Origin of the sequence: Ensifer sp. 4252, from assembly GCF_050434565.1 — a bacterium.
Taxonomy (GTDB): Bacteria; Pseudomonadota; Alphaproteobacteria; order Rhizobiales; family Rhizobiaceae; genus Ensifer.
The window spans coordinates 438,831-459,977 of the sequence record NZ_JBNDIU010000001.1; the positions used below are offsets into that span (position 1 = coordinate 438,831).

Below are 21,147 nucleotides of genomic sequence, written 5' to 3' on the forward strand. Positions count from 1 at the left end.
CGGAGAACGATCAAAAAGTGAAATATCCGTAATGTATTGTTTGCTTACAAAACAAGGCCTTATGGCGTGAGCGAACTGCGGTTCAGCTGGGCCCACTGCAGCAGCATGATCGTCTTGGCATCGCATATCTCGCCGGTCGCGATCATGCCGAAGGCCTCATCGAAGGGAATTTCGAGAACCTCGATATCCTCGCCCTCGTGCGCCAGGCCGCCGCCATTACCAGCTTTTTCGCTGACGTCGATCTGCCCAACGAAGAAGCTCGTGCGCTCGGTGAGCGCGCCGGGGCTCATATAGGCATCGAAGAGGTGCGTGGCCTTGTCGACGTGATATCCGGTCTCCTCCATCGCCTCGCGGCAGATCGCAACCTCCGGCGTATCGTCATCGAGCAGGCCGGCCGGCGCTTCGATCATGTAGGCGGGATCGCCCTGCAGCAGCACGGGCACGCGCAGCTGGCGGACGAGCACGACGCTCGCACGCCTCGGATCGAACAGCAGGATGGTCGCGGCGCTGCCGTGGTCGTGCACTTCACGCTTCAGCGTTGCTGTGCCGCCGTCTGACATGTCCTGCTCAAGCGTGATTTCCTCGAGATGAATGAAACCGTCCGAGAGCGTGCGCCGTTCGATGATCCTGACACGCGGATCGTGGTGTTTCGTCATGGCGGGGTCCTTGGTCGGGAGCGGAAAGGATGCGGTCGCAGTCGACCGTCAATGAATGTGTTCCGAAGGGGCGCAGCTTTCGCGCTCCATCTGCAGGGTCGTGTGGTGAAGATCGAACTCGTCCTGCAGCCGTTGTTCGATCGCACGCCGCACGGTCTCGCCGTCGGCATCCTCGGCCAGAACGACATGCGCCGTCAGCGACGGCTGGCTCTGGGTAATCGCCCAGAGGTGCAGGTCATGCACCGAGGCAACGTCGGGCACGGTGGTGATCGCCGCATGGACATCCGCCAGGCGCATGCCCGGCGGCACGCCTTCCAAGAGAATGTTGACGCAGTCCTTCAACAGTACCCAGGTGCGCGGAAAAACCATGAATCCGATGCCGACAGCGAGCAACGAATCGACCCACTGCCAACCGGTGAACCAGATGATCGCCGCGCCAACGATCACCGCCAGCGATCCGAGCATGTCCGACCAGACCTCGAGATAGGCGCCCTTGACGTTGAGGCTCTCGTCCTTGTGGCTGGTCAGAAGCCGCATCGAGATCAGGTTGACCACAAGGCCGATGACCGCAATCAGCAGCATACCGCCGGACTGGATCTCCTGCGGCAGCGACAGACGCTGCCAAGCCTCGTAGAGGATATAGAAAGCGACGGCGAGCAGCAGCAGAGCGTTGAAGGCGGCCGCGAGAATCTCGAAGCGGGCATAGCCATAGGTGCGCAGCAGATCGGACGGCCGGCGGCCGACATGGATGGCAACCAGCGCAATCGCCAACGCCGCCGCGTCGGTCAGCATATGCATCGCGTCCGAGATCAGCGCCAGGCTGCCTGTCAAAATGCCGCCGACAACCTCGGCCAGCATGAAGCCGCCCGTCAGGCCGAGCGCACCCCAGAGACGCGAGACCGGCGTGTTGCTGACATCCGCATGTTGATGGTCGCCGCTCATGAAGGCATCCGCGTTGCTAGGGGGCCGGCCTCACCCAGACCCTGTTGTCGTGAAAGGCCGCGCCGCCATAGGGCGCGACGGCATCGGCGCCAGTAAGCACATTGATACCCTCCCCGTCGAGATGGGCGCCGTTCGGCCACAGCCCTTCTGCGATCACGACGCCGCGCCGCGCGCCGCCGCCGACCGTGACATGCAGGCGCACCTCGCCGCGTCGATTGCCGAGTTTGACGATGTCGCCGTCGCCGACGCCGAGTGAGGCGGCGTCGTCCGCATGCAGCATCACCATCGGGCGGACTTCCTTCTGGATCGACGACGGGGTCTCGGCGAAGGTCGAGTTGAGGAAGGAGCGCGCCGGCGACGTGGCGAGACGGAAGGGATGGTCCGCGTCAGTGACCTCGATCAGGTCGACATGGTCAGGGAACTCCGGCAACGCCGCATGCGGCCCCTGCAGACCCATCGATTTCGGCGGGCGGTTCGGCGCCGGCGTGCCGGTCCAGTCCGCCTTGAACCGGAATTTGCCGTCGGGATGGCCGAAACCCTTGAGATAATGCGCGTCCTCGAACGCCGGCTGACAGTCGAGCCACTTCTCGCGCTTCATCTCGTCATAGCCGATGCCGTAATTGGCAAGCAGCCGGTCGATATGCTGGCGCTCAGTCAACCCGAACCCGGCATGCTCGGCAACGCCGAGGCGCTTCGCCAGCTCCTCGATGACGAAAAGATTGGTGCGCACGGTCGATGGCGGCTCCACCACCTTCGGCCCGATCAGGATGTGTTGATGGCCGCCGCCGCGATAAAGGTCGTCATGCTCGAGGAACATGGTCGCCGGCAGCACGATATCGGCGAGCTGCGCCGTGTCGGTCATGAACTGTTCGTGCACCGCGACAAACAGATCGTCGCGCAGGAATCCGCGTTTCACCAGGCGTTGTTCCGGCGCGACGTTCACCGGATTGGTGTTCTGGATCAGCATCGCCGTCACCGGGCCGCCATCGCGCAGCGCCTCGGCGTCGCCGGTTAGCACCCGGCCGATCTGCGACTGGTCGAGCATGCGCACATCGGGGTCGTGAAAGGCGGTGCCGACGAGTTCGCGCTTGTCGAGCTTGAAGATGTCGTTGTTCGAATGAAACGCACCGCCGCCTTCATGCTTCCACGAGCCGAGCACCGTGGCGATGGAAGCGGCCGCATGGATCGCGACCGAGCCGTTGCGCTGGCGGGTAAAGCCGTAACCGAGGCGAAAGTAACTTTTCGGCGTCGTGCCGACGAGTTTCGCGAACGCCTCGATTTCCTCGACGGAGAGCCCGGTAATCGCCGACGCCCATTCGGGGTTTCGCGACTTCAGATGTGTCTCGAGCCCTGCCGGATCGTCAGCGAATTCGGCCATGTAGGCACGGTCGGCATAACCGTCACGGAAGGCGACATGCATGACCGCGCAGGCGAGTGCCGCATCCGTGCCGGGTCTCAGCACCAGGCCCATGTCGGCCTGCTTGACCGTGGGGTTGTCGTAAATGTCGATGACGACGATCTTGGCGCCGCGATCCTTGCGGGCCTTGACCGCGTGCGTCATGACGTTGACCTGGGTGGCAACCGCATTTGTCCCCCAGATCACCACGCAATCGGACTTCGCCATCTCACGCGGGTCGGGGCCGCGCAGCGAGCCGGTCGCCATGGAGAAACCGGTCCAGGCCATGTTGGTGCAGATCGAGCCGAAGAAACCGGAATAGCGCTTGGCGTGGCGCAACCTGTCGATGGAATCACGCTGCACCTGGCCCATGGTGCCGGCGTAGAAATAGGGCCAGACGGCTTCGGCCCCATGCTTCTGTTCGGCTTTGACGAACTGGTCGGCGATCTCGTCGAGCGCCGCCTCCCAGGAAATCTCCTGCCAGTTGCCGCTGCCCTTCGCTCCGGCGCGGCGCTGTGGCACCATCAGCCGATCGGGATGATAGATGCGCTCGGAATAGCGCGCGACCTTGGCGCAGATGACGCCGGCGGTATATGTGTTGGCGGCGGCACCGCGCACGCGGCCGATCCGGCCTTCGGCCGTGAGGTCGACTTCGAGTGCGCAGGCGGAGGGACAGTCGTGCGGACAGACGGAGTGGCCGATCGACTTTTCTGCTTTGATGGGGGTCGCAACGTTCATGGCTTTTCTATATGGCATCGACAATCGGGCTCAAAGAGCCAAACTTGCACCCATCGAAACAATTGATCACAGCCATCGGCGGCCCTCATGAACTATCGGCATATCTATCACGCGGGCAATTTCGCCGATGTTCTCAAGCATGCGGTGCTGGCGAGGCTCGTCACCTATCTCCAGCAGAAGGAGAAGGCGTTCCGGGTTCTCGACACCCACGCAGGCACCGGCCTTTACGATCTATCGAGCGAAGAAGCGCAGAAGACCGGCGAATGGCGCGATGGGATCGGCCGGCTGCTCGAGGGCGACCTGCCGGCGCCGGTTGCGGCCATCCTTGAACCCTATCTGGCGACCGTCCGCGAGCTCAATTCCGGTTCGGAGCTCACGCGTTATCCCGGCTCGCCGAAGCTGGTTCGCATGCTCTTTCGCCCGCAGGACCGCCTGTCGGCGATGGAATTGCACCCTGACGATTACGAGACGCTGCACCGGCTCTTCGACGGCGACTTCCAGAGCCGGATCACCGAGCTCGACGGTTGGCTGGCGCTCGGCGCCCACCTGCCGCCCAAGGAAAAGCGCGGCCTGATCCTGGTGGACCCGCCCTTTGAGATCGAGGGCGAATACGAGCGGCTCGCCGATGGCCTCGCCAAGGGCTATCGCCGCTTTGCCGGTGGCACCTTCTGCCTTTGGTATCCACTGAAGAAGAACGCTCCGATCAAGACCTTCCATGAGGCGCTGAAGGCGCTGGAAATCCCGAAGATGCTCTGCGCCGAACTTTCGGTGCGCAGCGACCGTGAAACCACGGGATTGTCGGGCTCGGGCCTGATCATCGTCAACCCGCCTTTCACGCTCAAGGGCGAACTCGACGTGCTGTTGCCCTTCCTGAAGACCCGGTTGGGGCAGGACCGTTTCGCTTCAGCACGGTGCTTCTGGCTGCGCGGCGAAGAAGCTGCAACCCGGGCCCTTGACTGAAAGGCTCAGAAAGCCGCAATCTTGCGAGACGATCCAGGGAGACGCCCATGACTCGCAAGCTCGCCGCAACGCTTCTGGCCTCGCTTTCCTTCGCCACTGTCACGGCGCCCGCCGCCTCGGCGGCCGACTATCTCGGGACCTACCGCGACCAGCCGACATCCTATAGCACGGGTGTGTGCGGCGACGCCTCGGTTCTCGGCTTCATCACCTCGCGGTTCGAGTACAAGGCCGCGAACTATCTGCACGCCAATCTCTCGATCGCCGAGATCCGCAACATGGGTCAGAACCGGCTGGAGTTGCGGGACTACACGCATCGGGTCGAACGCGAATATTGCCGTGCAACCGCCGTCATGACGGATGGTGAGCAGCGGCCGCTCTTTTATCTCATCGAGCGCAATTGGGGCTTTGCCGGCATCGGCCGGAACATCGAGTTCTGCGTCGGCGGCCTCGATCCCTGGTATGTCTACGGCGCGCATTGCGCTTCGCTTCGCTGACCATGCCGAGACATTGCCGACAGCGCCGGCTCCTGCCGGCGCTTTTCGTTGCGCTTGCCCTTGCGGGTTGCAGCGAAGACAGCGCCGAGAAAAAGCCGCTGCCGCAAACCACCGGCCACACGAAGGCGAATGTCGCCGTCCCGATCGGCCAGGGCTTTGATTTTTACGTTCTCTCGCTCTCGTGGTCGCCGACCTGGTGCGACGACAACGACCCATCAGGCAAAACCGGTCAGTGCAAGATCGGCAGCAATCGCGGCCTGATCGTACACGGGCTGTGGCCGCAGAACGACCGAGGGTACCCCGATTTCTGCCCGACGCGCCAATCCGATCGTGTGCCGGAAGCGCTCGGCCGCCAATATCTCGATCTCATTCCCTCGATGGGGTTGATCGGCCATCAATGGCGCAAGCATGGCACTTGCTCGGGCCTCAGCCAGCAGGATTATTTCGCCGTGACACGTGCAGCGCGAGAGCGCATCGCATTGCCGGCGGAACTCAGCGCCGCGCGTCGGGAAAATTCGCTGTCCGTCAGCGCCATCGAGGCCGGGTTCGTGGCCAAAAATCCGGGCATGACGACAAACGCCGTCGCTGTTACCTGCGAGGGTAAGCGGCTGGAGGAAATCAGGATCTGCTTCGACAAGGCGCTGAATTTCCGCCCCTGCCCTGAGGTGGACCGCCAGGCCTGCCGAAGAGACACCGTGACACTGCCGCCTGCATCCTAAGCTGACGCATGGCGGCTGCGATACGGTGCCGCTCCAAGGTTTTGAAACTGCGCCTGATCGTTCGATCATTCGATTTGGGAGATCATGCGCGAAACAGAAAGACGCTCGATGAAGATACTCTACTCGCCAACGTCCCCCTACTCCAACAAGGTCCGCATGGCCGCGCACTATGCAGGGTTTGCTGTTGAGAGCGTGCTAACCGATACCAGTGCCAACTCGCCAGAGCTTATCGGCAGCAATCCGCTCGGCAAGATTCCGACGCTGATTACCGGCGATGGCAAGTCGATCTTCGACAGCCGGACGATCATGCACTTCATGGACCGGGAAACGAAGGGCAAGCTCTACCCGAAGAATGCCGGTAAGCGCTTGGACATCGAAATCCTCGAGGCACTGTGCGACGGCATCTGCGACACGCTGCTGGCGATCGTCTACGAAAAGCGCTTCCATCCGCCGGAAAAGGTGCACCAGCCCTGGATCGATATGCAATGGGCAAAGGTCGAACGCGGCCTCGACCATCTGAACGAAAACATGCCCAAGACGGGAGGCAAGCTGCATGCGGGGCATTTCGCGCTCGCGGCGCTGCTTCGCTATATCGAGTTGCGCTTCAGCGGCGAATGGCAGCGGGGTCGCGCCAAGCTGAAGAACTGGCCGGCAAAGTTCGAAAAGCACTTTCCGGATTATTCCAAATTCAAAGCATAAAAAAAGGCCGGGTCTCCCCGGCCTTTTAGATCTGGCAGAGCCGATCAGAACTTCACGCCCATACCGACGCGAACGCTGTGCTCATCGTAACCGGTGGAGACGCTCGTGCCGCCCATCCGGAAGTCCTTCGAGCCGTAGTCTGTATAACGGTACTCGACGCGGGCGGTGATGTTGTCCGTCACGAAGGTTTCGGCACCGGCGCCAGCTGTCCAGCCGACAAGGGCCTTGTCGTCCGCACCAGCGGCAGTTCTAACCTTGGTATTGCCGACGGCAACGCCGGCCGTGCCGTAAACCAGAACCGGGTTCAGGTCGACACCAACGCGGCCGCGGACCGAGCCGTTGACGCCCTGTGTTACGCTGCGATTGCTGGAGTGGGAGTCGTTGCCTGAGTAACCGATGTCGGCTTCCGCACCGTAGACCATCTGGCCGCTCTGAACGTTGTAGCCGCCATAGAGGCCGCCGCCGAATCCGACCGAGGGGTTGCTGCCGGTCGCATCGGCTTCGCCGTGGCGCCAGTCAGCCGTACCACCGACATAGGCACCCGACCAGTTCTTCGCTGCCGGCTCGGTGTACTCGGCTGCGGGCGCCGCCGGAACTTCATCGATCGCGTCTGCAGCGTGGGCGGCCTGGAAGGCGATGAGGGAAACGGCCGAAGCCATGAGGGTGGTGATGAGCGTACGCATTATATTCTCCTTTACGAACCGATGCCCCGAGGGTTGGGATCCCGCAATGAAACATCGGACAACTTTCAATTAACCCGCCCGGTTGAGCTGAAATTGGCCAGCAAATGAGGATTCACAAGAGCCAAAATGTGAAATTTTGGTGGCACAATCACGCCGAAAATTTGATGTTGCTTTCACGCCACAGGCGTTTTATTAACCATCATTCAAGATTAACGAAAGATATACTATATAACTTCAAAATAATACAAATTACGCGAATTCCATTAATTTTTGCGAAATGAATCGTCAGGGAGAGTTTCAGGGCGACGTTTCTTGCCTATATCTTCGTCCGCTGGCGCGAAGATTCGAAAAGCGGGATAAAACGTTGAAGAAAGCACTGAAGGCGGCACTGGTAACCGGTGGCGCCAAACGGATCGGCAAGGCTATAGTTGAAGACCTCGCGGCGCATGGCTTCGCGGTCGCCATCCACGCCAATGGCTCGCTCGACGAGGCGAAGGCGCTTGCAGCCTCGCTTGCCAAAAAGGGGGTCGTAGCCGTCGCCGTGAAGGCGGACCTTACCGACACGCAGGAAACCTTGGCACTGATGGCGCAAGCCAGCGAGGCGCTCGGACCGATCGACCTGATCGTCAACAATGCCTCGCTGTTCAAGAAGGATAGCCTCGACGCTTTCGACGAAGCCGTCTGGGACCGGCATTTCGCCCTGCATGTAAAAGCACCCTCCCTGCTCGCCCGCGATTTTGCCCGCCAGTTGCCGCGGGGGGTCTCCGGCCTCGTCGTCAATGTGATCGACCAGCGCGTCTGGTCTCCAAACCCGCGTTTTTATTCCTATATGTTGTCCAAGTCCGCGCTATGGACGGCAACACAAACGATGGCTCAGACACTTGCGCCGGATATTCGCGTCAACGGCATCGGCCCCGGGCCGACATTGCCGAACGAGCGGCAGGATCCTCGCGATTTCCAGGCTCAGGTCGATGCGCTGATTCTGAGGCGCGGTCCGGCGCTCGGCGAATTCGGGCGGACGATCCGATTCCTTTTCGACACGCCGTCGATTACCGGACAGATGATCGCGCTGGACGGCGGCCAGCACCTCGCCTGGGAAACGCCTGATATCAGGGAGATAGTGGAATGAACGGACGCGTGCCGACCGACGGCGGCATCCTTTATGACGGCAATGATGCCGAAGACGATGACGACCTGATCGAGGCGCCCGAAGGCGTGCCCGCAGGTCCGGCCATCGAATGGGCAGAGAATCGCAACGAGGTCGTGGGCCTCAAGGGCGCCGAACTGATCCAGGCCTTCGTGAAGCGACTTCCGAACGGTCCCGGCGTATACCGCATGTTCAACGAGGACGGCGACGTTCTTTATGTCGGCAAGGCGCGCAGCCTGAAGAAGCGAGTCGGCAACTACGCACAGGGGCGCGGCCACTCCAACCGTATTTCGCGGATGATTCGCGAAACTGCGAACATGGAGTTCGTCACCACCCGCACGGAGATCGAGGCGCTTCTGCTCGAAGCCAACCTGATCAAACGGCTCCGCCCGCGTTTCAACGTGCTTCTGCGCGATGACAAGTCCTTTCCCTATATTCTGGTGACCGGCGACAGCCGTGCGCCTGCACTTTACAAACATCGCGGCGCACGCAGCCGAAGAGGCGACTATTTTGGCCCCTTCGCCTCGGCAGGCGCCGTCGGGCGCACGATCAACTCGCTGCAGCGCGCCTTCCTCTTGCGAACCTGTACCGACAGCGTCTTCGAGACGCGCACGCGTCCCTGTCTTCTGCACCAGATCAAGCGCTGTTCGGCGCCCTGCACGGGCGAAATCAGCAATGAGGGCTATGCCGAACTGGTGCATGAGGCAAAGGACTTCCTTTCCGGCAAGAGCCAGGCGGTGAAGGCGACGATTGCTGCGGCGATGGGCGAGGCCTCGGAAAACCTCGACTTCGAACGCGCAGCACTTTATCGCGACCGGCTCGCAGCACTCAGCCACGTGCAAAGCCACCAGGGCATCAATCCGGCCGGAGTCGAAGAGGCCGACGTCTTTGCGATCCACCACGAGGGCGGCACTTCCTGCATCCAGGTGTTCTTCTTCCGCACCGGGCAGAACTGGGGCAACCGCGCCTATTTCCCGAAGGCGGATCCTTCTCTGCCCACCGCAGAAGTCCTCTCGGCGTTCCTCGCGCAGTTCTACGACGACAAGCCCTGCCCGCGGCAGATCCTGCTGTGCGAGGCGGTCGCGGAACAGGAACTGCTCGGCCAGGCGCTCAGCGAGAAGTCCGGCTACAAGGTGTCGATCCAGGTGCCGCAACGCGGCGAGAAGAAGGACCTTGTCGATCATGCGCTCGCCAACGCGCGCGAGGCCCATGGTCGCAAGCTGGCGGAAACCGCGTCACAGTCGCGACTGCTCGACGGTTTTGCCGAAACGTTCAAGCTCGAACGCGCGCCGCGCCGGATCGAGATCTACGACAACTCCCACATCATGGGCACCAATGCCGTCGGCGGCATGGTGGTCGCCGGCCCTGAAGGTTTCGTCAAAGGCCAGTATCGCAAGTTCAACATCAAATCGACCGACATCACGCCCGGCGACGACTTCGGCATGATGCGCGAGGTGATGACCCGTCGCTTCTCACGCCTGCTCAAGGAAGAGGGCAAGCCGGACCGGACTGCCGAGATTGCCGAGGATGCCGCATTTCCCGCCTGGCCGGACGTGATCCTGATCGACGGCGGCCAGGGACAGATGACGGCTGTCCGCGCAATCCTGAAAGAACTCGATGTTGAGGACTGCGTGATCGCGATCGGCGTCGCCAAGGGCGTCGACCGCGATGCCGGGCGCGAGCGCTTCTTCGCGCTCGGGCGTGACAGCTTCACGCTGCCGCCACGAGATCCTGTGCTCTATTTCATCCAGCGCCTGCGCGATGAGGCGCACCGCTTTGCCATCGGTTCACACCGCGCACGGCGCAAGAAGGAGATGGTCAAGAATCCGCTCGACGAGATCGCCGGCATCGGGCCGACGCGCAAGCGAGCATTGCTCACCCATTTCGGCACCGCCAAGGCTGTTTCACGCGCCGGTATGAACGACCTGATGGCGGTCAACGGCATTTCCGAAGCGGTCGCCCGGCTGGTCTACGAGCATTTCCATGAGGACGCGGCAAAATGACCTTTGCAGTGCCGCCCGTCTAAGAGGACGCGTGGAAGACGCTGTAAAGGTTCGGGCTTGCCGCATGTTTTCGCCCCTAGATTGATGACAGTTTAAGGAATTAAGCGTTGGCAATTCACCGGGCGTTCAGGTGAGATGCGGCAATTATGACAACCTTCGCACAATGATTTGTTGACCTGAGGTCCGCAAAGTCATTCTGTACCTCCGAGGAAGACAGAGAACCCGAATCCATGCCCACGCCCGTCGCCTACAGCATCCCCAACCTGCTCACCTATTTCCGAATCCTGATCGTGCCGCTGATCGTGCTCTGCTTCTTCATCGAAGGCCGGCTGCACAGTTCGGATTTCGCACGCTGGACGGCGGTCACTCTCTTTGCCATCGCCTCGATCACCGACTTCTTCGACGGCTACCTCGCCCGCATCTGGAAGCAGACCTCCAACATCGGCAAGATGCTCGACCCGATCGCCGACAAGCTGCTGGTCGCGTCGATCCTGCTGCTCGTTGCCGCTGACGGCACGATTGCCGGCTGGTCGATCTGGGCCGCCATTATCATTCTGTGCCGCGAGATCCTCGTTTCAGGCCTGCGCGAATATCTGGCAGCGCTGAAGGTCAGCGTCCCGGTAACCCGCATCGCCAAGTGGAAGACGACCATCCAGATGGTGGCGATCGTCTTCCTGCTGGCCGGCCCCGCTGGCGACAAGATCCTGCCCTATACGACAGAGGCCGGTATCGTTCTGCTATGGATCGCCGCGGCGATCACGCTCTACAGCGGTTACGACTATTTCCGCGCCGGCCTGAAACACGTGGTCAACGAATGAGCACCGTCAATCTCGTCTATTTCTCCTGGGTGCGCGAACGCATCGGCAGGGGTGAGGAAACGCTGGAGGTTCCGGCCGAGGTCATCACCATTGCCGACCTGCTTGCGCACCTGAAGACACTGGGGGAAGAATACGAGACGGCGCTCGAGCACCAGAACGTCATCCGCGCAGCGATCAACCAGGAACATGTCGAGCATGGCGAACCGATCGCCGGCGCGCGCGAGATCGCCCTCTTCCCGCCGATGACCGGTGGCTGACGCCATGGGCGCGCCCGTCAACGTACGCGTGCAGCACGAGGACTTCGATCTTTCGGCCGAGGTTTCCAAACTTTCTTCCGGCCGCCCCGACATTGGGGCGGTCGTGACGTTTTCAGGCCTCTGCCGCGACGAAGCGGGCACGCTGGCCGCTCTCGAACTAGAGCACTACCCCGGGATGGCCGAGGCCGAAATCGAGCGCATCTGCAAGTTGGCAGTCGAACGCTTCCGCCTGCAGGCAGCAACGGCAATCCATCGCTACGGCAAGATCAATCCCGGCGAAAACATCGTGCTCGTGATCACCGCCTCGCCGCACCGGCAGGCAGCCTTCGATGGCGCCAACTTCATCATGGACTTCCTCAAGACCGCTGCGCCCTTCTGGAAGAAGGAGCACCTGACCGACGGCACGGCCGGCGGCTGGGTCAGCGCCAAGGATGCCGACGACACGGCGCGCGATCGCTGGAAGCGCTGATACGCGGGATCGATGCTCCGCGCGCGGATCACGGGATGGCTTTTTCCTGTCGCGTCACCGCGAGCACGATGACGAGGAAGCCGAAGATCGCAAAATCCCGCCAGAGCATCGGACCATAGCCCCCCCAGAGTGTTTCGAGAAGGCCGATGGCGGCGGCGCCGAGCGCGGCGTAAAGCGGCGATGTCTGGCCGCCGATCGCGGCGATAAACAGCACCTTGACCCCGAACGTTAGTCCGGTGCCGAAATCCATGTTGCCATAATAGGACGCCGCCAGGATACCGCAGCAGGCGGCGATCAACGACGCGGCACCGTAGGCGACGATATAGACACGGACTGCATCAATGCCGCAAAGGGCGGCCGCGCCACGATCCTCCGACACCGCTCGCCACGACCGGCCGGCGCTGCTATGTCCCAGAAACCAATGACCAGCCGCAACCAACGCCACCATCAACAGCGTGTTGAGCAACTGGATCATCGTCAGTGTCACCGGGAACCTGGGATCGGACCAGAAGACGATGTTGCCGTTCAGAAACGGCGGCAGCCATAGGCTCTTGGTATCCGACGCCAGTCGCGCCGTTTCCATCAGCACGAGCAAGCTGCCGAGCGACGCGACGACGACAGTGTTTGCCGACGAGAAGGCGAGCGGGCGCATCACGTAACGCCCGGCGACGAGCCCTGCCCCGACACCGAGCGTCAGACCGGCGGCGGCGCCGAGACCGAGCGCTGCCGGCAGCACAAGCCACAGCTGGTTCCAGCCAAAATCGGCAAACAGCACGAACATCTGGCCGGAGAAGGCAAAGAGCGCGCCATAGGTGAGATCAGCCCTGCGGGTCACGGCGAAGGCGATGGCATAGCCAAACGCCAGCGCCGCATAGAGCGCGGCGATCGGAACGGCATTGGCGATCTGCTGCAGGAAATAGAGCATGGCACATCCGGAGCGTGACAACATCAATATAACTGGTAAAATCGTTTTTGCTAGTTAGGAATGACTCATGACCTTCACCTGGACCGCACACCGATTTGCAGGCGGCGCGCTGGCGCTGGATGTCGCCAACTCCGTCATCCTGCGCTTTGATGCCGCAAGGCGTATAGATCGCTTCGCCGACGTTGCAGCACTGGACGCCTTTGCTGACGCCGCTAACCGGTTCGGCGCCGAGAGCACACGGTTTGGCACGCTTTCACCCGTTGCCGAGCAGAACCGCGCAAGGCTTTTGAGGTTGCGCGAGGCGACGGACCGGCATTTTCGGGCGCAGGCCGCAGCCGAGCATCGGGCGGACCTGATGGCCGATCTGCTGGAGGCAATCGCCGCAGTGCTGCGCAGCACCGACCATGGTGGACGCGCCGCCATCGCGCTTGACACCGCAACGGCACATTCCGCGCTCAGCCTTACAGCCAACCCGGAGCCGGAGCGATTGAAGATCTGCCCGAATTGCGGATGGCTGTTTCTGGACAAGAGCCGCAACCGCAGTCGGACGTGGTGCGACATGGCGGTCTGCGGCAACCGCAGCAAGGCCAAGCGCCACTATCACCGCAGTCGGGAGGAGGCACAGGGATGACGAGGACAATCGCAACGCTTGTGGCGATGATGGCGGTGATGCTGATGGCGGGCTGCCAGCGCGAGACTGGCCCTGATCCGCTGAAGCTGACGGGCAAGATGTTCGTCTTCAATTATCGGCTTGCCTATGCTGTCTACACGATCACGCTTCAGAAAACAGAGCCCGTGCCCGAGGGCAGCGTCGTCATCGCCACCTTCGAGAACCCGGTGGGCGGCGAGCCGCTCACGCTGACGCGCAAGCTTTTTCCAAAGCTCGACAGGGTGGTGCTGGAAAGCCCTGATTTGACCTGCGTGAAAAAGGAAAAGCCCTATGCGGTAACGATCGAGGTCAAAGGACCTGCCGGCGAAACGCTGCAGAAACTGGAGACCACAGTCGTATCCGATGTCGATCAGGACATCCTGCCGGCCAAGCCGCTGGTCGAAGGTCCCGCTTATGACAAGAACCCCGAGGTCTTCAAGGACGGCAAGGCGCCTGAGCATTTTGAAACGGCGAAATGCCCGATATGAAAAAACCGGAGCGTTGCCGCTCCGGTTCATTCGAATCATTTCAAGCCGTTATGGCCGGAAATGCAGATACTGAATCAGCCGACGATTTCGGTGCCGGAGAACCAGTAGGTGATTTCTTCGGCGGCCGTTGCCGGAGCGTCCGAACCGTGAACCGAGTTTTCACCGATCGAAAGCGCGTGAACCTTGCGGATCGTGCCTTCGTCAGCGTTTGCCGGGTTGGTGGCGCCCATGATTTCGCGGTTCTTGGCGATGGCGTTTTCGCCTTCGAGAACCTGAACGATGGTCGGGCCGGAGGACATGGACTCGACGAGTTCGCCGAAGAACGGACGCTCCTTGTGGACAGCGTAGAAGCCTTCAGCTTCGCGGCGGCTCATCCAGACGCGCTTGGAAGCGACGACGCGCAGGCCGGCGTCTTCGAGCATCTTGGTGATGGCGCCGGTCAGGTTACGCTTCGTTGCGTCCGGCTTGATCATCGAAAAGGTACGTTCAATCGCCATTGGCTCAATTCCCTTGTTTTCTTGAGAAGTGGCGGTTCATTAGCCGCCAATTCCGCGCAAAACAAGGGGGTTCGCTCACGATTCGCCGCGACCGTTACGGGTTTCACGCCGCTGTCACAGAGCGACCGATGCCATCGTGCAGATCGAGGCAACGCTCGAACCAGCCTGTGACCGGATCGCCTGGGGAAAGCAGGCGTTGCGGCGAAACGATACGCGCCCATTGCAGCGCACCGAAGACGATGTAGTCGGCAAAGAGTGGCCGTTCGCCGCCGAGATAGGGCTGAAATTTGAGCATATGGCGCAGCGGCTCGAGCTTGTCGGTGAAGGTTGCAAGGGCGACAGTGCCGGTTTCAGCGACGGCTTCGAGCGACGTCCCGAAACGCGCCTCCCGGCTTTCGCGAAAATACAACCGATCGACCGGATCGAGGCTGTCGTGAATATCCTTGATGATGATGCGGGCAATTGCCGGATGCAGTGTCGTCTGCGACCAGCCCTCGATGAAGCGGGCCATGGCCATTCCGCCCGGTCCGCCAAACAGCGACGGCCGGTCCGGGTAGTTCTCGTCGAGATAGACGGCAATTTCGAAACTGTCCTGCACCAGCCGGTCGCCGTCACGCAGAAGTGGCACGAGCTTGGTGGCGCCCTCCTCCACCTTGGGGATCTCGGTAAAACCGACCGGCACGACGTCGAAGGCAAGCCCCTTGTGCGCAAGCGACAGCTTGGTCTTCCAGACATGCGGTGAGAAAGGTCGGGCCCTGTCGGCCCCGCACAGCGAATAGAGTTTCCTGCTCACGTGATCTCCTGGCGAGAGTTAGGTCGTCCCGCCCCATTCGACGCCAGACGGACTGGGCGATCAAATGATTAAATTTCATGGGTGGCATTCGCCACATGAATGCGGATCTGCGCTAACCTTGCGAGCTCACGGGGAAAACAGATGCTCGATCATTTTCGCATGTTCGCCGATTACAACAACTGGGCCAACCGCCGGCTCTACGCTGCGGCAGCAGAGCTCCCGGACAGCGAACTGCGGCAGAGCAAGGGTGCCTTCTTCGGCTCGGTGCTTGCGACGCTCAATCATATCCTCGCCGCAGATCGGATCTGGATGAAGCGCCTTACCGGCGAAGGCGACGCCCCGACGGCGCTGGATGCAACCCTTCATGAGGATCTCGCCAGCCTTGCCGGCGCCCGCGAGCGGGAAGATGCGCGGATGATTGCCTGGATCGACGGCCTTGACGAGGCGCGGCTTGCCGCCACCTTCACTTACACGCGGCTTAATACGTCCGCCAGCATCACGCAAAAACTCGGACCGACGCTCGCCCACGTCTTCAACCACCAGACCCACCATCGCGGACAGGCTCATGCGACGCTGACGGCCCTCGGCCGTCCGTCAATTGTGCTGGACCTCGCGTTCTTTTTGTGGACCGACGGCGAGAAGTGGGCGGGCTAGTACAGCCCATCCGGCACTCGTCCTCAGATGATTAAGCGACAGCCCGGCCTGCCTTCCGTTCGCAGCTACTTTAAGCAACTGGCGTTGCAAGAGCCAGACCGCGAGACCAAGCGCCATGCCGCCTGCAATGGACACTGTGGAGAAGAGCACCGGCGGAAGATGTGGCTGCAGCGGCGCCATCAACAGCTCCGGCACGAACCGATGCAGGATGTAGATATGGAAGCCGGCAGCCGATAGCGGCAGCACGATCTTTGCTGCCCAGCGCGGAACGCTGACGCGGGGGGCGTAGACCAGAGCGATGAGCAGGGCGATCAACAGCAGATACTTGATCTTCGTACCGATCCAAACGCCTTCGTAGAGGCCGAAAAACAGGAAAGCGCCAGCTCCCGCGGCCACCAGCAGCAATCGCTGTAGATGCGTTTCAGCGATCGCGGCGCACCACCCGATCACCGCGAGATAGAAGATCCACGGCAAGGTGAAGATCTGCCGGTTGCCCATCGGCCAGAGTATCGGCAGGGCCAGCCTGGCGATCAGCGCCACGCCGAGCAACAGCATGCCCATCGCAAAGGGCTGCCGAGCAGCTAACTGCCGGAAGCGCGGAATCGCAAACAACGACACGAAGACCAGCATCATCTGGCAATAGGCTTCGATGAACCAATAGAGGTAGGGCACCATGCCACGGGTCTCCGGATCGGCGAAACCGAAATTGCCGACAAGGAAGATCGATGCCCAGGGGACTTCGCCCCAAACTGCGGCATAGGCGCCGACAATGAGATAATAGGGCACGAGCATCTGCGTGAGCGGGCGCAGAATGGCAAGGCCACCACCGGCCAGAAGCTGCCCCATCTGGAACCGTGCGAGGCTGAAGCCGGCAAGGATGACCATGGCAGCCGACCCGCCCGGCAGCGGCCACAAGGTCTCGTGGTGAAGAACGACGAGCAATATCGCCAAGGCACGGATGATCAGATCCATTCCGATCCTTGCCGTCGCCGTTTCTCGCCTTTCCAGCGCCGCAAGCGTTGCGATCGGCATGGACTCCCACATTTCCGGCGCTTGCCCGAGCGCCTTTTCGAGACCGACCGAGAGCTGCACGAAACGCAGCGAATCGCCGCCGAGCGAGAGGAAGCTATCCTCCGGCTTCACCCGTGCAGGATAGAACACTTGCTGGAAGAGGCGTTCGATACTTTCGCGATCGCCGTCGGCGGCTGCGGCCTGCTTTGCTGCAAGGCCCAGCGCACCGTAATCTGCTTTACCCGATGGCAACCTCGGGATTTCCGGTACGCGCGTGGCCTTGATATGGGCAAGCGTCAGTCCGCTCGCTGCAACGAGCAGGCGGCGCACGTCCTCTGCTCGGTCCCCGCCCTGGAAAAAGGCATGCAGCCCTTCATCATCGCCGACGATTGCCGCCACCAGACCGCGCCGCTCGAGCACCTGCTCGAGGGCATCATGTCCGATGCGCAGGCCAGCGATCTTGGACATGCGCTTCATGCGCCCAACGATGCGGAAAAGACCATCGGCTTCGCGGATCGCCAGGTCGCCCGTATGCAGTTCCGTAAGGTCACTCCCCCGAGCTAGGTCCTGCCGCGACGAGGCGTAGCCCATCATCACATTGGGGCCGCGGTAGACGAGTTCACCGGCGATGCCGGCACCGGCGATCGCTCGCCCCTCATCATCCTCGATCGCCAGCGTGCCACCGGGAATGGCGATGCCGATCCGGTCTTCATTGCCCTGGAGCCGAGCCGGAGGCACATAGGCGATGCGGGCCGTCGCTTCGGTCTGACCGTACATCACGAAGAAAGCGGCGCCCTGGGCGCGAAGATGCTCGTCATAGGCACGAACGCGCTCCGGCGCCATACGTCCGCCGGCAACCGTCATGAAACGCAGCTGCGGGAACGCACGGTCGCGAAAGCCGACCTTTTCCAGAAGCTCATAGGAATAGGGCACGCCGGAAAGATTGGTGCAACCGCTCGCCGCAAGACCGTCAAGGAACCCCGGGTCAAGGATGGAGCCGTTGGGAATATAGAGGCTGGCGCCCATAGTCAGTGGGCATTCAGGACCGAAAGGCCGTAGGAGTAGTGCAGCGGCAGGATCAGGCACGTGCGATCGTCGGCCCCGAGGTCGAGATACTCGGCAATAGAACGGGCATTGGCCGACATGTTGGCGGCGGACAGCCGCACCGCCTTGCCGCAACCGGTGCTGCCAGAGGTCGACAGCAGGAGGCTGAGGTCCGGATGCAGCGGTTTGTCGCTACCCTCCAGGTGTTCGGTTCGCCAACGGCCGTCGATCCGGCGATAGGCACAGTCCGGTTCGAACATATCGGTCCAGGCTACCGCACCGGCGCCGCGCGGCGCCTGTATGGCAACCACATGTCCGGCCTTCAGCGCCGCGAGGTAGGCAATGATTGCATGTTCGGAGAACTCGGGCTCAAGCGTTACCAGCGCGCGGTTGCGGGGAAACTGAACGGCCTGACGGTCGACCCTTTCGTGCAAGTCGCGGTAGCTTACGAAACGCCGGCCAGGAAGAACCAGAGCGGGACGCTCGCCCCACGCCGCAAGATCCGCGATGAACGAAGGGGGCATTGTCAAACCGTCACTCTGCATTCGAGCCTCCCGCCCGATTTAGCAAGGCGGAATATAATTGCTGACAACCGCCGTCAACTATAAACATGAACTAAAACAGCAACTTTCGACTTTCCCGCCCCGATCGGTTGCGCCAACCTTTCCTTTGGTGGGATTTCGGCAACCATACCGGGCAGATCCGGTCTTGCGCCCGATATCTTCAGACTCCCTTAAACGCAGCGCCGCCATAGTGCTTTCGGATCCCATACAGGCATCGAGGACGATCACGGAATGACCGGGCAAGTTGCCGCGAACATCGGCCGATCGCAGACAAAAAGCGCCGCCATCATTCTGAAGGTGGCGCAATCCATGTCTCAGCTTGGCATCGCGGCACTGCCACGGAATTATGAGCTTGTCTATGAAGCCTTGTCCGGCCGGCTACCGCAGCTTTCGCGCGACCTGGTGGCGCTCGGCCCCACGCCGCAGCAGGACGCCCTCGACGAACTCGGCCTCAAACATCATCTGGTGGCTCACGGTGCACTTGCCGCCGACAGAGCAAGGGCGGCGGCACAGGAGGCACTGAGCGAGCTCGCTCTGCAGCTGAGGCACAGCCTGGCACAAAAGCACGCCTTCAGAAGCCAGCTCGACCGCTTCAAAGACCGGCTGGCCGCCGACCCGGTTGCCGGCCTGTCGGAGTTTGCCGACGACGCAGCAAGGTTGCGGGACGCGGCCGGCCTGCTGATGAATGAAGAACAGGCTTTTCAAACGGCATTGCAGGCAAGCGCCGAGCGCTTCGCAGCGCTGGAAGGCGCGTTCGCCGAAAGCCGCAAACCGTTGACCCGGGATCCCGCCACCGGCCTGCCCAATCGCCTGGCCCTGACGGCACGCTTGAAAACACTGCTTGAAGCCGAAGGCAAATCAGAGCCGGTTGCCCTACTCGTCGTGTCAGTCGAGGGGTTGCGCGGTATCGCCGAGCAGCATGGCGCCGTCACGGCAGAAAAGGCGCTCGGCAAGCTTTCGACGCTGTTTCGCAAGTCGATCAAGAAGAGCGACTTCGTCGCACGCGTCGGCGGCCAGGAATTTGCGTTCCTCTGCAGCGACGTCACGGAGGAGAACGCTGAAGCGATTGCGCAACGCATCCGGCAATCGGTAGAGGCGCTGCGCGTCGCCCTGCCCGGCCGCGCCTTCACGACCGAAACCTTTTCGCTCTCGGCCGGCATCGCGACGGCCCAGCCGATGGCGACGCCAGCCGACTTCATGCAGCAGGCCGAACTGGCGCTTGCGGCCGCCCGAACGGGGTCCCGCTCGGGAATTCTTGCCTATACGGCGGAGCTTGGTGGCAAACGGGTGAAGATCTATTCGCCGCACGCTGCTTAAAGCGCGTCGCGATCTCCAGGGCTCACGCGGCTTCTGACTGCCGCTCATGCACGGCCATCCGGCCCGTGCCGATTTCGCAAGCCTTGTCACCAAGCAGGCCGAGCAGGCGATGAAGATCCGTGCGCTCGTTGTCATCAAGCGCCGAGAAAAGCTCCTCGATCATCTGACGACGTGGCTGTAGAGCCGCTTCGAGACCGGCTCGGCCAAGATCGGTAATCGAGATGATCTTCGCTCGCCGGTCCTCGGGATCCGGCTCGCGGACGACCATCCCGTCGCGCTCAAGTCCGTCGATCGCCTCCGTGACGGTTCGCGGGGCAAAGCTGAGCGCCGAAGCGATGTCCGCGCATCGACACGGCCCGAGTTCGCTGAGATAGAACAGGAACTTGCTGCGCGCGAGCGAGACGCCTTCTTCACTCATGGACGCGTTCACCAGACGATGGACGCGGTGATAGAGTTCAAAGAGCCTTTCTGCGACTTGAATTTTTTCTGTCATGGCAAATCACCTCATTGGCAACGCCAAAACGAGATAACCCGGCCCCGCTTGGCGGGACCGGGTTATCTGGTCGTCCGTTTGGCGTGGGTTATTGACTGTCCTGGCCGGTCTTGCCGAAGGCCTTCGCATGGCCATTGGCAATCGCGCCTGTCGCGGCGGCATCAACCGCCTTGTTCTCGATACCGGCGTAGTAATCGCCGCTATCGACGGCGCTTGCGGACACGCCAGCGCCTGCCGAAGCGGCGGCACGACCGGTAAAGAGCGGCGTCGGGCTGACGCCTTCATAGTAGCTGCCGCCGGCAAATGCGGCAGAGGCGCCGGCCAATGTCGCCGCTGCAACGAGAATTGTTGCGATGGACTTTTTCATGGGAGTTTTCCTAGATGGAGATGGAATGTCATGGGGCCCGAAGCCCCATGACCGGCGACGGAATGCGCCTTAGCGGGAAATGCCCTGATAGTATTCGCCTTCGCCGCCCTGAGCGACCGGCGGTTTGGCGTCGTAATTGTAGACCGAGCCGGTGGAGGTGCGGTCGACATATCCGGCTTCCGAGCCGCGGATGTTTAGCTTGGAGCTACCGGCAGCCTTGGGAGCGCGTTCGGTAAACAGCGGTGTCGGGCTGATGCCTTCGTAATAGCTGCCGCCGGCAAAGGCAGCGGAGGCGCCGCCGAGAACGGCAGTTGCAACGAGGGCTGCGGCGAGTGCGGTGTGGATCGTGGTTTTCATCGTCTTCA

23 protein-coding genes and 1 pseudogene are annotated in these 21,147 nt (G+C 61.8%); 13 read left to right on the forward strand and 11 right to left on the reverse strand.

The window, feature by feature from the left end; translation table 11 throughout:
* Positions 1-59: 59 nt before the first annotated feature.
* From ABIE33_RS02160 to ABIE33_RS02170, 3 genes are read right to left on the reverse strand one after another with little or no spacing between them, the layout of a single operon-like run.
* Entirely contained in the window at positions 60-656 is a 597-nt protein-coding gene (locus tag ABIE33_RS02160; RefSeq protein WP_429120804.1) for an NUDIX domain-containing protein, read from the reverse strand.
* Positions 657-704: 48 nt separating this feature from the next.
* The gene (locus ABIE33_RS02165; protein ID WP_429120806.1) at positions 705-1,598 is read right to left on the reverse strand and encodes a cation diffusion facilitator family transporter; all 894 of its coding nucleotides are present in this window, start codon (positions 1,596-1,598) and stop codon (positions 705-707) included.
* A gap of 16 nt (positions 1,599-1,614) precedes the next feature.
* A complete protein-coding gene (locus tag ABIE33_RS02170) occupies positions 1,615-3,750 on the reverse strand; it encodes a molybdopterin-containing oxidoreductase family protein (protein WP_429120809.1) in 2,136 nt (711 codons plus the stop codon).
* A 69-nt stretch (positions 3,751-3,819) separates the two neighbouring features.
* Between ABIE33_RS02170 and ABIE33_RS02175 the strand changes: the two genes are divergently transcribed.
* The 4 genes from ABIE33_RS02175 (at position 3,820) to ABIE33_RS02190 (ending at position 6,604) form a co-directional block, all read left to right on the forward strand.
* Positions 3,820-4,692 (forward strand): 23S rRNA (adenine(2030)-N(6))-methyltransferase RlmJ, encoded by an 873-nt coding sequence (locus tag ABIE33_RS02175; RefSeq protein WP_429120811.1) that lies wholly within the window; start codon positions 3,820-3,822, stop codon positions 4,690-4,692.
* A gap of 47 nt (positions 4,693-4,739) precedes the next feature.
* Positions 4,740-5,186 carry a hypothetical protein gene (locus ABIE33_RS02180; protein ID WP_429120813.1) on the forward strand — a complete coding sequence of 149 codons (447 nt, stop codon included), beginning with the start codon at positions 4,740-4,742 and terminating at the stop codon, positions 5,184-5,186.
* A gap of 2 nt (positions 5,187-5,188) precedes the next feature.
* Positions 5,189-5,905 carry a ribonuclease T2 family protein gene (locus ABIE33_RS02185; protein WP_429123034.1) on the forward strand — a complete coding sequence of 239 codons (717 nt, stop codon included), beginning with the start codon at positions 5,189-5,191 and terminating at the stop codon, positions 5,903-5,905.
* Between the two features lie 108 nt (positions 5,906-6,013).
* Positions 6,014-6,604: a glutathione S-transferase gene (locus ABIE33_RS02190; protein ID WP_429120816.1), complete on the forward strand. Its 591-nt coding sequence runs from the start codon at positions 6,014-6,016 to the stop codon at positions 6,602-6,604.
* A gap of 44 nt (positions 6,605-6,648) precedes the next feature.
* Here ABIE33_RS02190 and ABIE33_RS02195 read toward each other — a convergent pair whose 3' ends face one another.
* Positions 6,649-7,287 (reverse strand): outer membrane protein, encoded by a 639-nt coding sequence (locus ABIE33_RS02195; protein ID WP_429120818.1) that lies wholly within the window; start codon positions 7,285-7,287, stop codon positions 6,649-6,651.
* A 364-nt stretch (positions 7,288-7,651) separates the two neighbouring features.
* Between ABIE33_RS02195 and ABIE33_RS02200 the strand changes: the two genes are divergently transcribed.
* The 5 genes from ABIE33_RS02200 to ABIE33_RS02220 all read left to right on the forward strand — a co-directional run bounded on the left by ABIE33_RS02200 (position 7,652) and on the right by ABIE33_RS02220 (position 11,981).
* Entirely contained in the window at positions 7,652-8,416 is a 765-nt protein-coding gene (locus tag ABIE33_RS02200; RefSeq protein WP_429120821.1) for an SDR family oxidoreductase, read from the forward strand.
* Positions 8,413-10,437 carry an excinuclease ABC subunit UvrC gene (gene uvrC, locus ABIE33_RS02205; protein ID WP_429120824.1) on the forward strand — a complete coding sequence of 675 codons (2,025 nt, stop codon included), beginning with the start codon at positions 8,413-8,415 and terminating at the stop codon, positions 10,435-10,437. The genes ABIE33_RS02200 and uvrC overlap by 4 nt, the downstream gene beginning before the upstream one ends.
* A gap of 230 nt (positions 10,438-10,667) precedes the next feature.
* Positions 10,668-11,255: a CDP-diacylglycerol--glycerol-3-phosphate 3-phosphatidyltransferase gene (gene pgsA / locus ABIE33_RS02210; RefSeq protein WP_429120827.1), complete on the forward strand. Its 588-nt coding sequence runs from the start codon at positions 10,668-10,670 to the stop codon at positions 11,253-11,255.
* Complete coding sequence (moaD, locus tag ABIE33_RS02215) at positions 11,252-11,512, forward strand: molybdopterin converting factor subunit 1 (RefSeq protein ID WP_429120830.1); 261 nt, start codon at positions 11,252-11,254, stop codon at positions 11,510-11,512. Before pgsA ends, moaD begins: the two co-directional genes overlap by 4 nt.
* A gap of 4 nt (positions 11,513-11,516) precedes the next feature.
* Positions 11,517-11,981, forward strand: coding sequence for a molybdenum cofactor biosynthesis protein MoaE (locus tag ABIE33_RS02220; protein ID WP_429123036.1), 465 nt, complete (start codon positions 11,517-11,519; stop codon positions 11,979-11,981).
* 28 nt (positions 11,982-12,009) lie between these two features.
* Here ABIE33_RS02220 and ABIE33_RS02225 read toward each other — a convergent pair whose 3' ends face one another.
* Complete coding sequence (locus ABIE33_RS02225; protein WP_429120833.1) at positions 12,010-12,906, reverse strand: branched-chain amino acid ABC transporter permease; 897 nt, start codon at positions 12,904-12,906, stop codon at positions 12,010-12,012.
* A gap of 67 nt (positions 12,907-12,973) precedes the next feature.
* On the opposite strand from ABIE33_RS02225, the gene ABIE33_RS02230 reads away from it, so the two are divergent.
* Together ABIE33_RS02230 and ABIE33_RS02235 are read left to right on the forward strand one after the other, a co-directional pair.
* Positions 12,974-13,537, forward strand: a complete 564-nt coding sequence (locus ABIE33_RS02230) for a CGNR zinc finger domain-containing protein (protein WP_429120836.1) — start codon at positions 12,974-12,976, stop codon at positions 13,535-13,537.
* Entirely contained in the window at positions 13,534-14,043 is a 510-nt protein-coding gene (locus tag ABIE33_RS02235) for a hypothetical protein (protein WP_429120838.1), read from the forward strand. Before ABIE33_RS02230 ends, ABIE33_RS02235 begins: the two co-directional genes overlap by 4 nt.
* A 74-nt stretch (positions 14,044-14,117) precedes the next feature.
* Here the strand turns inward: ABIE33_RS02235 and ndk are convergent, their stop codons facing one another.
* Entirely contained in the window at positions 14,118-14,540 is a 423-nt protein-coding gene (ndk, locus tag ABIE33_RS02240; RefSeq protein WP_429120840.1) for a nucleoside-diphosphate kinase, read from the reverse strand.
* A 103-nt stretch (positions 14,541-14,643) separates the two neighbouring features.
* The gene (locus ABIE33_RS02245; RefSeq protein WP_429120843.1) at positions 14,644-15,333 is read right to left on the reverse strand and encodes a glutathione S-transferase family protein; all 690 of its coding nucleotides are present in this window, start codon (positions 15,331-15,333) and stop codon (positions 14,644-14,646) included.
* Positions 15,334-15,474: 141 nt separating this feature from the next.
* Between ABIE33_RS02245 and ABIE33_RS02250 the strand changes: the two genes are divergently transcribed.
* Complete coding sequence (locus ABIE33_RS02250) at positions 15,475-15,987, forward strand: DinB family protein (protein ID WP_429120845.1); 513 nt, start codon at positions 15,475-15,477, stop codon at positions 15,985-15,987.
* On the opposite strand, the pseudogene ABIE33_RS02255 reads toward ABIE33_RS02250, so the two are convergent.
* Positions 15,928-18,587: pseudogene (locus ABIE33_RS02255) on the reverse strand (AMP-binding protein). The gene ABIE33_RS02250 and the pseudogene ABIE33_RS02255 overlap by 60 nt on opposite strands.
* A 249-nt stretch (positions 18,588-18,836) precedes the next feature.
* On the opposite strand from ABIE33_RS02255, the gene ABIE33_RS02260 reads away from it, so the two are divergent.
* A complete protein-coding gene (locus ABIE33_RS02260) occupies positions 18,837-19,922 on the forward strand; it encodes a GGDEF domain-containing protein (protein ID WP_429120848.1) in 1,086 nt (361 codons plus the stop codon).
* A gap of 22 nt (positions 19,923-19,944) precedes the next feature.
* Here ABIE33_RS02260 and ABIE33_RS02265 read toward each other — a convergent pair whose 3' ends face one another.
* The 3 genes from ABIE33_RS02265 to ABIE33_RS02275 all read right to left on the reverse strand — a co-directional run bounded on the left by ABIE33_RS02265 (position 19,945) and on the right by ABIE33_RS02275 (position 21,139).
* Positions 19,945-20,415 (reverse strand): MarR family winged helix-turn-helix transcriptional regulator, encoded by a 471-nt coding sequence (locus tag ABIE33_RS02265; protein ID WP_429120851.1) that lies wholly within the window; start codon positions 20,413-20,415, stop codon positions 19,945-19,947.
* Positions 20,416-20,503: 88 nt separating this feature from the next.
* Complete coding sequence (locus ABIE33_RS02270) at positions 20,504-20,782, reverse strand: hypothetical protein (protein ID WP_429120853.1); 279 nt, start codon at positions 20,780-20,782, stop codon at positions 20,504-20,506.
* A gap of 69 nt (positions 20,783-20,851) precedes the next feature.
* On the reverse strand, positions 20,852-21,139 hold the full coding sequence (locus ABIE33_RS02275) for a hypothetical protein (protein WP_429120856.1): 288 nt from the start codon (positions 21,137-21,139) through the stop codon (positions 20,852-20,854).
* Positions 21,140-21,147 lie beyond the last annotated feature (8 nt).

What these genes read in the sequence shown, in the direction of transcription:
- uvrC (WP_429120824.1), top strand. Translation starts at nt 8,413, where the DNA reads ATGAACGGACGCGTGCCGACCGACGGCGGCATCCTTTATGACGGCAAT.
- ABIE33_RS02185 (WP_429123034.1), top strand. Translation starts at nt 5,189, where the DNA reads ATGCCGAGACATTGCCGACAGCGCCGGCTCCTGCCGGCGCTTTTCGTT.
- ABIE33_RS02265 (WP_429120851.1), bottom strand. Translation starts at nt 20,415, where the DNA reads ATGACAGAAAAAATTCAAGTCGCAGAAAGGCTCTTTGAACTCTATCAC.
- ABIE33_RS02260 (WP_429120848.1), top strand. Translation starts at nt 18,837, where the DNA reads ATGACCGGGCAAGTTGCCGCGAACATCGGCCGATCGCAGACAAAAAGC.
- ABIE33_RS02190 (WP_429120816.1), top strand. Translation starts at nt 6,014, where the DNA reads ATGAAGATACTCTACTCGCCAACGTCCCCCTACTCCAACAAGGTCCGC.
- ABIE33_RS02165 (WP_429120806.1), bottom strand. Translation starts at nt 1,598, where the DNA reads ATGAGCGGCGACCATCAACATGCGGATGTCAGCAACACGCCGGTCTCG.
- ndk (WP_429120840.1), bottom strand. Translation starts at nt 14,540, where the DNA reads ATGGCGATTGAACGTACCTTTTCGATGATCAAGCCGGACGCAACGAAG.
- moaD (WP_429120830.1), top strand. Translation starts at nt 11,252, where the DNA reads ATGAGCACCGTCAATCTCGTCTATTTCTCCTGGGTGCGCGAACGCATC.
- ABIE33_RS02180 (WP_429120813.1), top strand. Translation starts at nt 4,740, where the DNA reads ATGACTCGCAAGCTCGCCGCAACGCTTCTGGCCTCGCTTTCCTTCGCC.
- ABIE33_RS02220 (WP_429123036.1), top strand. Translation starts at nt 11,517, where the DNA reads ATGGGCGCGCCCGTCAACGTACGCGTGCAGCACGAGGACTTCGATCTT.
- ABIE33_RS02175 (WP_429120811.1), top strand. Translation starts at nt 3,820, where the DNA reads ATGAACTATCGGCATATCTATCACGCGGGCAATTTCGCCGATGTTCTC.
- ABIE33_RS02230 (WP_429120836.1), top strand. Translation starts at nt 12,974, where the DNA reads ATGACCTTCACCTGGACCGCACACCGATTTGCAGGCGGCGCGCTGGCG.
- ABIE33_RS02225 (WP_429120833.1), bottom strand. Translation starts at nt 12,906, where the DNA reads ATGCTCTATTTCCTGCAGCAGATCGCCAATGCCGTTCCGATCGCCGCG.
- ABIE33_RS02275 (WP_429120856.1), bottom strand. Translation starts at nt 21,139, where the DNA reads ATGAAAACCACGATCCACACCGCACTCGCCGCAGCCCTCGTTGCAACT.
- ABIE33_RS02270 (WP_429120853.1), bottom strand. Translation starts at nt 20,782, where the DNA reads ATGAAAAAGTCCATCGCAACAATTCTCGTTGCAGCGGCGACATTGGCC.
- pgsA (WP_429120827.1), top strand. Translation starts at nt 10,668, where the DNA reads ATGCCCACGCCCGTCGCCTACAGCATCCCCAACCTGCTCACCTATTTC.
- ABIE33_RS02160 (WP_429120804.1), bottom strand. Translation starts at nt 656, where the DNA reads ATGACGAAACACCACGATCCGCGTGTCAGGATCATCGAACGGCGCACG.
- ABIE33_RS02195 (WP_429120818.1), bottom strand. Translation starts at nt 7,287, where the DNA reads ATGCGTACGCTCATCACCACCCTCATGGCTTCGGCCGTTTCCCTCATC.
- ABIE33_RS02170 (WP_429120809.1), bottom strand. Translation starts at nt 3,750, where the DNA reads ATGCCATATAGAAAAGCCATGAACGTTGCGACCCCCATCAAAGCAGAA.
- ABIE33_RS02250 (WP_429120845.1), top strand. Translation starts at nt 15,475, where the DNA reads ATGCTCGATCATTTTCGCATGTTCGCCGATTACAACAACTGGGCCAAC.
- ABIE33_RS02235 (WP_429120838.1), top strand. Translation starts at nt 13,534, where the DNA reads ATGACGAGGACAATCGCAACGCTTGTGGCGATGATGGCGGTGATGCTG.